7 protein-coding genes are annotated in these 13028 nt (G+C 34.5%); 1 reads left to right on the top strand and 6 read right to left on the bottom strand.

The window, feature by feature from the left end; all coding sequences use genetic code 11:
- The 5 genes from DM444_RS02740 to rpsF all read right to left on the bottom strand — a co-directional run.
- Positions 1-6725, bottom strand: a 6725-nt coding sequence (locus tag DM444_RS02740) for an immunoglobulin domain-containing protein (RefSeq protein WP_455423258.1), incomplete at its 3' end; no start/stop codon positions are given.
- A 1210-nt stretch (positions 6726-7935) separates the two neighbouring features.
- Positions 7936-8409, bottom strand: a complete 474-nt coding sequence (locus tag DM444_RS02735; RefSeq protein WP_111283743.1) for a DUF6495 family protein — start codon at positions 8407-8409, stop codon at positions 7936-7938.
- Positions 8410-8541: 132 nt separating this feature from the next.
- Entirely contained in the window at positions 8542-8982 is a 441-nt protein-coding gene (gene rplI / locus DM444_RS02730) for a 50S ribosomal protein L9 (protein WP_035648232.1), read from the bottom strand.
- Positions 8983-9051: 69 nt separating this feature from the next.
- Positions 9052-9348 (bottom strand): 30S ribosomal protein S18, encoded by a 297-nt coding sequence (rpsR, locus tag DM444_RS02725; protein ID WP_002987043.1) that lies wholly within the window; start codon positions 9346-9348, stop codon positions 9052-9054.
- A 5-nt stretch (positions 9349-9353) separates the two neighbouring features.
- Entirely contained in the window at positions 9354-9695 is a 342-nt protein-coding gene (gene rpsF / locus DM444_RS02720; protein WP_007810575.1) for a 30S ribosomal protein S6, read from the bottom strand.
- Positions 9696-9873: 178 nt separating this feature from the next.
- Between rpsF and DM444_RS02715 the strand changes: the two genes are divergently transcribed.
- On the top strand, positions 9874-10572 hold the full coding sequence (locus DM444_RS02715) for a LytR/AlgR family response regulator transcription factor (RefSeq protein ID WP_008463025.1): 699 nt from the start codon (positions 9874-9876) through the stop codon (positions 10570-10572).
- A gap of 4 nt (positions 10573-10576) precedes the next feature.
- Here the strand turns inward: DM444_RS02715 and priA are convergent, their stop codons facing one another.
- Positions 10577-13027, bottom strand: coding sequence for a replication restart helicase PriA (priA, locus tag DM444_RS02710; RefSeq protein WP_111283741.1), 2451 nt, complete (start codon positions 13025-13027; stop codon positions 10577-10579).
- Position 13028: the final 1 nt, after the last annotated feature.

Here is a 13028-nt window from a genome sequence, read left to right as displayed (position 1 = left end):
ACCACATTGGTTTCGTTTGTCTGAATGCTTGCAAATGTCGGTGCATTTACCAGACAGAAATCCTGTGTAGCATCTGTAGTCGTAGGCGTTCCTGGGTCAGTTACGCTGATCGTTACAGCCAATCTAACTGAACTTTCACAGCCTGTAGTCGCATCAGCTAATGCTGCATAATAGGTGCCGCTTGTTAAGGCCGTTGCTGCTGGAATCGCTGTTCCGCCTGTTGAAGCGCTGTACCATACAACATTAGTTTCGTTTGTCTGAATGCTCGCAAAAGTTGGTGCATTTACCAGACAGAAATCCTGTGTCGTGTCTGTAGTAGTCGGTGTAGCAGGATCTGTAACGGTAACGGTAACTGCAAGTCTCACTGAACTTTCACAGCCTGTAGCCGCATCAGCTAATGCTGCATAATAAGTGCCACTCGTTAAAGCCGTCGCTGCTGGAATTGCTATTCCGCCTGTTGAAGCGTTATACCATACAACATTTGTTTCATTTGTCTGAATGCTTGCAAATGTCGGTGCATTTACCAGACAGAAATCCTGTGTTGTGTCTGTAGTAGTTGGTGTTGCAGGATCTGTAACTGTCACAGTAACTGCCAGTCTCACTGAACTTTCACAGCCTGTAACTGCATCTGTTGCAGCTCCATAATAGATTCTGCTTACTAAAGCCGTTGTTGAGGCGATTACATTTCCTCCTGTTGGCGCATCATACCAAATAACATTGCTTTCATTCACTTGAATATTAGCAACAGTAGAAGCAGTAGATAAACAAAAATCTTGAGTATTATCTGTCGTTGTCGGTGTATTTGGATCACTAATCATAATAACGGCATCTTGTAAGGTTCCTGCAAGATTTTCGCAAGTATTAGTACTTGAAACCGCAACATAATAAGTTATCGGGCTTACTGCTTTTGTCAGCCCAACTGCTGTTAATACACCCGCAGCATCTATTGAATAAGTTATTCCGCTTATAGTTGCACCATTTGTAATTGGCTGTGTTTTGGCAGTATCTAAATACCACGTAAATACAGGGCTTGTTAATGTTGGTGCAGTTGGTGTTAATGATGCAGGTAAACTATGGCAAACCGTTATATCATCAATTAAAATATCATTTACAGTTGAAGGAGGTAAAATCGTAAATGTAATTTGTTTTCGATCTGCAGCTGCAGTTTCACAAAATTCATCTGAAGTTACTCCAACATAATAAGTATAAGTTCCAGGTGTCAAATTATTAACCACTAATTGAGCAGTTGTCTCTCCTGGAATTATTTGGCTAGTTGTTCCATTAAAACTATACCAAGAATAAACTGGGTTTGTTAAAACAGGTGTTCCACTTAAACTAGTTTGTAAAGTAACTGTACCAGAAACTGAACAAACTGAAGTCGCTGTTCCTCCATTTAAAGTAATATCTGTTAAAGCATTTACTGGAGCAGAAGCTTTTACTTCAACAGTTACTTCTCCTCTTGCAAAAGTTTCACAGCCATATCGTACTGGCTGAACATAATATTTATAAATTCCCGCTGCTAGAGTAGCTGGTACGGTAAAAGTAGGTCCATTACCAACAACATTCCCTCCCGTTTCTGCGTCATACCAAATATAAGTAGAACAAGCTTCTTCAGGAATTTGGAGTGCTATATCGGATCCTGGACAGACCGTAATTTTATTTTGAGGATCTGCTCCAATAATGGTTGTATTAGCAGTTCTTTCTACTGTGTGAACTCTTAAAAAATCTAATACTCCAACAACACCTCCTAAACGTATTCTTACTCTATCATAAATTTCTGTTGGGGAAGATACCAATACCATTGCCAAAGAATTTCCTGGCAATAATTTTATACTTAACAAAGTACTTGTGTTTTGAATTGGAGCACCCACAGCAACATTTCCTAAATAACGCTGAATAGTAAATCCAGTTAATAGATTAACGTTTAAAAGTGTTCCTGGTTTAGAAACTACAATTCTTAAAGTATCACTAAGAACAGAAGGAGTTTTAAATTGTACTGTTAGATCGGCAGCTGCTAACGCACCTACTCCGCTATACATAGTTGCAAACGTAGTTATATCATTATCCGCAATATTCCAAGCATCGCTTACACCAACTGCTGCTGTTACAGCTCCAATTGGAAGGCCTAAATCTGTTGCACCATAAAAAATATCTTGAATATCTCCTGGAGTACATGTTACAGCAGAAACCTGTCTGTTATAATGTGCATCAAATACTTTTGTGTTTTGAGCAAGACTTAAAACTGAGGCAGACTGAATTCTAATTCCATCATAATCTTGTGGTCCAGATGCATCTGAAGGAACAAAAGTAAACTCATAGGTATTATCCCCTGAGATTAAGTTTAGTAACGAACCAGATACTGACTGCATTGATCCAATATCAACCCCACCAATTGTTCCGATCACTGAAAGGTTTTGTCCTACAGCTAGCAAACTATATTCAGAACCTAATTTAACAGTTACTGGAGTTCCTTTAGCTATAGGTGCTGGCCAAGTTAAATCTTGCCAAGTTGTACCGACTCCTAAAAGACCTAGACCTGTAGTAATAGTTGAATACGTCTGTGGATTTCCATCAACAGCATTTGCACCATCAGAAACAGTTCCGGTAATTATTGAACCAGAAGTTTGAGCTGTTGCATATACTCTTTCTGCCAATGATTGACAATTGCTAAGATCTATAACGTTAATTACTTTTGTTGCTGTAGTAGTACAAGTTCCATCGCTAGCAACAGCTGTATAAGTGTAAACTCCCGGTGTATTTAATACTCCTGTTGTAAAAGGAGGGCCAGCAATTGGATTTCCTTGAGGTCCAAACCATGTAATTGTTCCTGTAGAAACCGCACTTAATGTAACATTGCTTCCAATATTTACAGATTCTTGAGGATTTGTTACTACCAAACTTGGCAAAGCGTTAATTGTTACCGTTACAGATTGTCTAACAGATGGACAAGTAGCAGTATTACTTTGTGCTTCTATAGAATAAACACCTCCTGTAGTAATATTAGCAGCTGCATCAGCGGTTATTACATTATTTAAAGGATCATAAAAAGTATAAGTAGTACTTCCTGATGAATCAAAATTAGTAATTGCATTTCTTAGATTGGCACTTCCACAACCTATCAATGTAGAATTTACAGTCAATACAGTTGTTGAAGGGAAATTAACTGTTACTTGTTTTAATGTTCCGTTTACATTTTCGCAAGTACCTCCGTTAACCGCTGAAATATAATAATTGTAAGGAGTTCCAGCAGTACTTAATCCTGTTAATGAAAGAGCACCTGTACCTGCATCTTTTGCAAAGGTTACTCCGCCAATTACACTTCCATCTACAATTTCAGTAGTTTTAGCTTGATCCGTATAATATTTAAATTGAACTCCTGCTATTGGAGAAGATGGCGTCAAAACTGCCTCTCCTGCACAAGTAGCTTCAACTGGAGTTGTAATTACAATATCAGCTGCTGTTGGAATTGGTAAAACTGTAACCGTAACCGCTTGACGCAAACTGTTCTCACAACCAACTCTTGTTCCTTGTAAATAATAAGTAGTTGAAGCAGTTAAAGATGCTGTTGGGTTTACTGTTACAATATTTCCTCCTGTCGGAGAATCGTACCATGTAAAAGTTTCGCTTCCTGTTGATGAAGCTGTTAAAGAAGCTGTTTGTCCCGCACAAATTGGTGTTGCAGCCCCCGTAATTGTAGCATTTGGAAATCTATACGCTGCTTGATAGATGTACACATTGCTTAATAAAGTTGCTGTTCCTCCTAATCTTACTTCAACACGATCAAATGGTGCAGTCGCAGTAATACTAGCTTTAAATTTATTTCCAGATAATAATTGAATAGTCAATAAATTATTATTGATTGCAGTTCTATCATTATTATAAGTTGCTCCATTATAAGTTGCTAGCGTAATATTAGATAATAAACTTATGTCTAAAAGTCCTCCTGGAACTTCCAAATCAACATCGATAACATCTCCTATTTGGCCTGGATTAGCAAAAATTAATTGCTGCTGAATATATCCTCCTACACCAATTGGCACCGTTAATTGTCCATATGTAGTAATATCACCGTCAACAGAGTCATTTGGATTGGTCACAGTACATAAAGCACATAATACTCCATCTGTAGATGTTATTTGACTTGAAGCCTGTAGACAAGTACTTGCAGCAGCAATCACAGTTACAGTAACAGCTCCTCTAGCAGAATTAGCACAATCAGTCGCAATATTTGTAGCTTCTACATAATAAGTTTGATTAGCTGATAATGCAGGAGTAGTATATGATGAAACGTTAGTTGCTAAAAGTGTTCCGCCTGATGCAGCATTATACCAATTGTATCTTACTCCTGCAACTGGGTTTGCAACTGCCAATGTAGCGCTTTGACCAGATTGAATAATTACATTAGATGATACAAAAGTTGGCGTTGCTGGTATCGGACTAACAATTAAATTTACTGGAGTACGAGTTGGTGTCGTACAATCTCCAATTGCCGCTTCTACAAAATAATCTGTATTTACTGTTAAGGCAGGTGTTATAAATGAAGTGCCTGTAAATACTAAATTACCTCCTGTCGCAGCATCATACCAATTGTAGGTTGTACCTGCAACTGGAGCCTGAACAGTTAAAGTAGCAGTTTGTCCGCTACAAATTGTTGTTGGTAATGAATTAATTGTAGGCAAAACAGGATTAGTGATTAATACCTGAACTGGAGTTCTTTCACTATTTACACAACCATTTCTAGTCACTTCAATATAATAAGTGGCAGGCGCTGTTAAAGTAGGTGTTGTAAATGCAGCAGTAGAAGATAATAACGTTCCACCTGTAACCGCATCATACCAATTAACAGTTTCTCCAACTGCAAGTGCTGCTGTTAGAGTTGTTGTTTGTCCGCTACAAATTGTAGTATTACCAGAAATAGCTGGTACTTTATATCTATAAGTTGCTTGATAAATATCTACACTTGTTAATACTGTTGCCAAACCTCCTAATCGAATTTCAACACGATCAAAATTTGCTCCAGCTGTAACACTTGCTCTAAATCTATTCCCGCTTAATAATTGTAAAGTGATAAGCGGATTATTAATTGCAATTCTATCATTATTATAAGTTGCTCCATTATAAGTTGCTAAACTAACTGCACTTAATAATTGAACATCAGCTAAACCGCCAGGCAATTCCATTTCGACATCTACGATATCACCAGCTTTACCTGGATTACTGAATTGTAAGGTTTGTTGAATATAACCGTTTATTAAACCAACCGGAACAGTAAGTCTTGTTGCTGTTGCTGTATTTCCATCAACAGAATTATTCGGATTTGTGGAACTACACAATAAACATAAACCATTTTGAACTATCTGCTGGCTTCCTGCTTCCAAACACCCAACCAAAGAAGCTGGCTGAACTGTTACCAATACAGGCACTCTCGCTGCACTCACACAATTTCCATTCGGACTTTGTGCTTCAACATAATAAGTTTTTGTAGCTGTTAAAATCGGTGTTGTAAATGAAGAAGTATTTGTTGCTACCGCTGTTCCGCCTGTAGCAGTTTCATACCAGTTTAATTGCACTCCAGGTTCTGAAGTTGTTGCTGTCAAAGTCGCATTTTGACCTGACTGAATAGTAACACTCTGGGTTAAAACTGTAGGTGTTGCAGGAACTGCTGTAGAAACAACTGTAACTGGTGTTCGAGTAGGACTAATACAACTTCCAATAGAAGCTTCTACAGAAAATTGAGTAGATCCCAAAGGCACTGTTGGTGAATAACTGGTTCCTGTTGACAAAACTGTACCTCCAGCAGAATACCAAGTATAAGTTGTTCCTGGCACAGCATTTACAACCGATAAAGTTGTCTGTTGTGTTGCACCTGTCGAACAAACTGTAGTTCCTACATTACTAATTGCTGGTGCAACTGGATTAGAAACATTCAAAACAACAGGTACGCGAACATTTCCTTCGCAACCTGCAACTCTAGTTATTCCTATATAATAGGTTGTATTTGCAGTTAAAGCAGGAGTAGTATAAGTATTACCAACTGCTAAAGCTGTTGTAGAAGAAGCTGAACTATACCATGCAAGACTTGTCCCTGCAGCTGGTGTAGCAGTTAGAGTCGTAAGAGATCCAGCACAAACGGTTTGTGTTAAACCTCCTGCTACTGTAGGCTGTGCAAATTCTAGTCTAACATCATAAATTCTTAAACTCACTAATAGACTTACAAGTCCTCCTACCTGAATTTGTATTTGATTAGTGTCACCTGTCACGTTAAATTTTGCAACTGCAACAGTATTACCATTTAACAAATTTAAATTCAAAAGCGGACTGTTTAAGCTCACACTAGAACCTACATTCGCTCCAGAGTTTTTAGCTTGAAGCGAAGCATTAGATAATAAACTTAAATCTAGCAAACCGTTACCCGTGCCAAAATAAATGGCAATTTGGTCACCGGCTCGAGCCGTTTGATTTAAGGTTAATGTCTCTTCGACAAAACATCCAACTCCAACGGCGTTCGTTAAAGTTGCGTAAGTCGTTAAACCAGCGCTGTCATAAGCATTGGCAGGACTGTCAACATTTAATCCTACACACAATAATCCGCCCTGACTGTTAGTTTGAGACACGGGTCTACAAATAGTTTGGGACAATGCATTAGTGCATATAAAAAATAAAGTTAAAAGTCCTAATAATCTCTTTTGAAGTTTGAGATTACAAAAAGTAAAATTCTTTTTCATAATTTGGAAGATTAGAAAATGGACAATAAAACACCTCTCGCAGTAAGTGCAAGCACCTACGCAATTAAACAATCAATTAAAAATCAAATAGTTAAAACAAAATTTAAAAACTTAACGATAAGCCTTTAAACTATGTTTTATAAAAAAATTATGTTGAATTCGGTATATCAAAATATACCAGAGAACACAATCTATCTCGAAGAGATAAAAGATGTCTCGCTTTTTGTAAGGAAAAATGATTGTAGTCAATTTTCCTCGAGGAGTGATTTGTTGCAGGCCTAATTTTCATAAATGAAAATTTTAGTTTGAGGGTAGAATTGGGATTCTCTTTATATAATGAAATTCAATATTTTAAAGAAAGCTGATTAATCATTCTTTAAATTACTCAGTCAAAAAAAGCTAAGATTGAATTGTTATATCAATGGAAAATTTGCTTTCTCATAAATAACCCTCCGAAAGGGAAATTTGAAAGACAGCAAATTAAAATGCAAAGTTTTGGGTAAAGAGCTAAATTTAGATATCTCGTAACGATTAAATTCATCGTTGAAACGAAATAAGCTTAGCACAAGGCTAAATAAAGCTAAAATAAAATGAACAACTAAAGTAAACTTGATAAAGAAAGTAATTGTCAACTCCATACACAGACTTATTAAGTTATTATATAATTTTCAATTTTAATCTTAACAATGTTAAGATTAAAAAAACTCTTTTTTTAAGAGTTTAATTTTCTTCTGTTGGTCATGTTTTGAAAAAAGTTTCCGTGGAGAAACTTTGTTTAACTTTTGGTATTCTAAAATTAGAAAAAACAAAAACAGAAAACAAGCATAAATTTCTTATAATTTTATCTTAAATGTCAAATCAGGAAATTTTAACTGTTTAAAAACATCAGAAAAATCAACCACTTTAACAGAATTGTTATGTTATTCTTTTCTTAAACAAAAAATCGACGAAAATATGTTAAAAACCAAAAAACAAAGTAAAAACCTACAAATGTAACTTTTTGTAACCAAAATTTATCCGTAATCAATACCATAATGATCGACGAACTACACAAGTCGCTCTCGTATTGTAAAACTTTGAAGAATTAAAAATAAATACGTAGAAATACCTGCTTTAAAAGCATAAAAAAATTAAACAAAAGTTAAAAAGCAAAAAAAAAGGTAAACATTTAAAACTAAATGTTTGCCTTTTTAAAATTATGAAAATCGAATTATGACTCGATTATTGAATTAATTTGGCTAAATAACTGTCCATCGCTTAAAAAAGCACCTTGTTTAATCAGTTCAAAAATCGAAGAATTTCTTTCATCAGTAAATACTTTTTTACCAACTTTCATTTCGATATTTTCCGTAAACATATTATCACTTAACCATTGAAGTCCTTCTTTGGTTAAAAAATCAGTTTCTGGAGAAAGCGATTTTAAAACAATAGATTTTATATCAGTATCAAAACACTGAAATAAGAAAATATGATTTTTAGAAAAATGTTCTAAATATTCTGCTCTTCCTAGTACACCTTCCCAAATTAAATCTGAAAAAACATCTAGTTCCTGTTCTGCAACTTCTGGTTTGTTAATTTTTAGTTCTTCCCACTCTTTTCTATCGATTGCTTGTGTTGCCAAAAAACTTGCAAATTCAGCATGAAGTTCATCAAACTGTTCTTTTGTTAATCTTGCGTATTTCATTTCTTTTTAGGCTTTATGCTTTACGCTGTAAGCTCTAAGCCACCAGCCATAAGTCCAATTATTAATATTCATCTTGTCTTAAACAAAAAAATCCCGATTTACATCGGGATTTTTGTATAGATTTAAAAACTATTACTTTTCAGCAACAATTTCGTAAGCTAATTCAACGATTACATCTCTGTGTAAACGAACAGTAGCATTGTATTTACCTAAACGTTTTACAACACCGCTAGTGATGAATTTTCTATCGATAGCATTACCAGATTTCTCTAAAGCTTCAGCGATATCGATGTTAGTGATAGAACCAAAAAGTTTCTCTCCACCAGCTTTTGCAGTAAGTTTAATTTCAAGAGCTTTTAAAGTTTCAGCTAATGCTTTAGCATCAGCAACAACTTTAGCTTCTTTGTGTGCTCTTTGTTTTAGGTTTTCAGCTAAAACTTTTTTAGCAGAAGGAGTTGCTAAAGTAGCAAAACCTTGAGGAATTAAAAAGTTACGACCGTAACCAGGTTTTACAGATACTACATCATCTTTAAACCCTAGGTTTTGTACGTCTTGTTTTAAAATAATTTCCATGTTGTTGTCCTTATATTTTAGAAGTTAGGTTCTGATTCAACAGAAACCAGCGACTAGATTTTTTTTATACTATTTTAATAAATCGGCCACGTATGGCATTAAAGCTAAGTGACGAGCTCTTTTTACAGCTACAGAAACTTTTCTTTGGTATTTTAATGAAGTTCCAGTTAAACGACGTGGAAGAATTTTTCCTTGCTCGTTAACGAATTTCAATAAGAAATCAGCATCTTTATAATCGATATATTTGATTCCTGATTTTTTGAAACGGCAATACTTTTTAGTTTTGTTAGTTTCAATGTTTAAAGGCGTTAAATATCTGATATCTCCGTCTTTTTTTCCTTTTGCAGATTGCTCAATTGTAGACATAATAATTACGCTTTAGTAGATTTTAATTTTGCTCTTCTTCTTTCTGCCCATGAAATAGCATGTTTATCTAAACTTACAGTTAAGAAACGCATAACTCTTTCATCACGTCTGAATTCAGTTTCAAAAGCAATTAGAACTTCTCCAGCTACTTTGAATTCGAATAAGTGATAAAAACCACTTTTTTTGTTTTGGATTTCGTAAGCCATTTTTTTAAGCCCCCAATCCTCTTTCGATACCATTTCAGCTCCTCTACTAGTAAGAAATTCTTCAAATTTCGTTACTGTTTCCTTCACCTGAACCTCAGATAAAACGGGATTTAAAATGAAAACAGTTTCATAATGATTCATAAATAATAAAATTTATTTGTTAAAATTGGGTGCAAAAGTAATCATTAAATTTAAATATCCAACATTTTTTTCCTTTTATTCGTCATAATGCAAAAAATATACGTTCACTTTAGTTTTTTTCTATAAAAAGCAATACATTTACTACTGCTATCCTGAATTTATTCTAAATTTGAATGTTATGAAACTAAACTGTGTTGTTGTAGATGATAGTTCTATACAAAGGACAATTATTGCCAAACTGGTGAATAACCATCCAGGCTTGCATTTAATTGGAGATTTTTCGAATGCAATTGAGGCAAAAAGCTGTATCTCTTTGAATAATATCGATTTAATTTTTCTTGATATTGAAATGCCAGTAATAAATGGCTTTGACTTTCTGGACGGATTAAAATCAAAACCGCAAATTATTTTCATCACTTCTAAAGCTGAATATGCTTTAAAAGCGTTTGATTATGATGCAACAGATTACCTTCAGAAACCAATCGCGGTTGACCGTTTCAATGCCTCTGTAAAAAGAGCAATTGACATGCATCTGCTTAAAAAAGATATCAAAGAAGAAGAAGGCGAACATATTTTCATAAAAAGTAATCTTAAAAAACTTAAAATATTCACTTCAAAAATCAAATGGATTGAAGCTTTTGGAGATTACGTAAGAGTAGTTACAGAAGACGATAGTAATCTGGTTCTCTCTACTATGAAATCTTTTGAAAATGATTTATCAAAAGACAAATTTATTCGCGTTCACAAATCATACATTATTAATATAGATAAAGTTGAGCGTTTTAACAGCAAATTTGCTGAAATAGGAATTACTAAAATACCTTTGAGCCGTAATAAAAAAGAAGATCTTGTAAAAGCACTTTCTACTTCTTCTTAAAGCTCTAGTAAAAATCTACATTAATCACAACTTTTATAGCTCTATATTGAGCAACAGCTTCAAAACTATTCAGCATTTTCTGAATAGTTTTTTTTGTATTCCCCAAATGCAAATTTTGCGGAATCTTAATTAAAATAGTTCTAATGTATTCATTTCGTATTCTGCTTATTGCAGGTTCTTCTGGCCCCAAAACAGGCATTCCCAGATTTTGACTTAAAACCTGATATAACCACATAGATCCTTCTTTTAATTTATCAAAATCTTTATGCTTTAAGGTCAGTTTTATAATTCTAAAATAAGGCGGATATCTATAGATTTGTCTATCATATAGTTGTTCCTTATACATACCTATATAATTATGATCTGTAACCTGCTGAATGGTATTATGGTTTGGATTGTAAGTTTGAATAACAACTTTCCCTTGTTTTTCTGATCTTCCCGCTCTTCCCGCAACTTGTGTCATCATTTGAAAACTACGTTCAAAAGCTCTAAAATCAGGATGATGAAGCATATTATCAGCATTCATAATTCCGACCAAACTAACATTATCAAAATCCAAACCTTTGGCAAGCATTTGCGTACCAACCAAAATGTCGATTTCACGATTTTTAAACCTATCGATTATCTTTTCAAAACCAAATTTACCGCGAGTCGTATCTTGATCCATTCTCGCTGTTTTAGCTTTAGGAAAAAGTGTTGCCAACTCCTGCTCTATTTGCTCTGTTCCAAAACCTTTTGTCGTTAAATCTATACTCGAACAACTATGACAATTTGTAGGTTTTGCTATAGAATATCCACAATAATGACAACGAAGCTGATTTTTATGTTTATGAAAAGTCAAACTAACATCGCACTGCTGGCAATGCGGAACATGTCCGCAAGTCAGACATTCTATTATAGGCGAATATCCTCTTCTATTTTGAAACAAAATTACTTGCTTCCCTAAAGATAAAGCTTCGGCAATTTCTTCGATTAAAAGATCGCTAAAATGCCCCGTCATTCTTTTCCTGAAATGCTTGTCTTTCAAATCGACCAAAAACACTTCTGGCAAACGAACATTTTTATAACGTTCAGAAAGAGTTACCAATCCATATTTATTATTCTGCGTATTAAAATAAGTTTCAATACTAGGTGTTGCTGAACCTAACAATACTTTAGCCTTATGAAAATTAGCCAAAACAATTGCAGCGTCTCGAGCATGATATCTTGGCGCTGGATCAGTCTGTTTAAAAGTCTGTTCGTGCTCTTCGTCAACAATCAATAATCCTAAATCATTAAAAGGTAAAAACAAGGCCGATCTTGCTCCTATTATAATTTGTGCTTTTGGCGAATTTTCAAGCGTCTGTCTCCAAACCTCAACTCTTTCATTATTACTGTATTTTGAATGAAAAACTGCCACTTTATCTCCAAAATGAAGACGCAAACGAGTTACCAACTGAGTTGTAAGCGCAATTTCAGGAAGCAAATACAAAACTTGTCTACCTGTATGCAAATATTCTTCAATTAATTTGATGTATATTTCTGTTTTTCCGCTGGAAGTTACGCCATGTAACAGACAAACTTCTTTCTCAGAAAAACTATCTTTAATTGCTGTAAAAGCATTTTCTTGCGCTTCACTTAATTGGAGTTCTTTTTCTGATTTTTCTCCATTAAATGTAATACGATCATGTTGCAAATAATATTCTTCGAAAATCTCTTTCTCCACTAATGATTTTACCGCTGCTGAACCCGCATTCGAAATTTCAGTAAGTTTTTTTACCGTAATAGGCTTTTTCTCCGAAGCACTAAGCTGAAAATAAGTCAGGACAATTTCTTTTTGCTTATTAGCATTTTTCAATACTTCTAGCAATTCCTGCAAACCATTATCAGACTCGTACTTTGAATGTAATTTTACATATCTAACTAGTTTTGGCTTGTAGCTTTCTTTTATTTCTTCATCTAAAAATATAATATCTTTTGCTATTAATTTTTGAAGAATTGGAAGTATGTTTTTTCGATTTAAAATAGAAGAGATTTCCTGAACTTTTAAAGAACTCTGATGATGCAAAGCTTCGTAAATCAAAAACTCGTCATCAGAAAGTTCGCTGTCATTTACTACAATATCAGGTTTATGCGAAATAATAGTTTCACTTTCTAACAATAATCCGCTTGGAAACGCACCACGATACACATCTCCAATACCACACATATAATAATTTGCAACCCAAAGCCAATGTTTAATTTGGATTTCGGTTGCAATTGGTTTTTCGTCTAAAATCTGATGAATTTCTTTGGCTTCATACAATGTTGGAGCGTTTTCATGAACATCTAGAACAAGCGCCGTATATATTTTACTTTTACCAAAAGGTACCGCCACTCGCATTCCTTTTTTAATGAAATGATATTCGGCCTCAGAAATACTATATGTAAAAGTTTTTGCTAAGGAAAGTGGTAAAATAACTTCGATAAAAAACATG

This window comes from Flavobacterium ginsenosidimutans (genome assembly GCF_003254625.1).
Classification (GTDB): Bacteria; Bacteroidota; Bacteroidia; order Flavobacteriales; family Flavobacteriaceae; genus Flavobacterium; species Flavobacterium ginsenosidimutans.
Note: the sequence above shows the minus strand (reverse complement) of the source record. Positions and strands in the feature narration are given on the sequence as shown.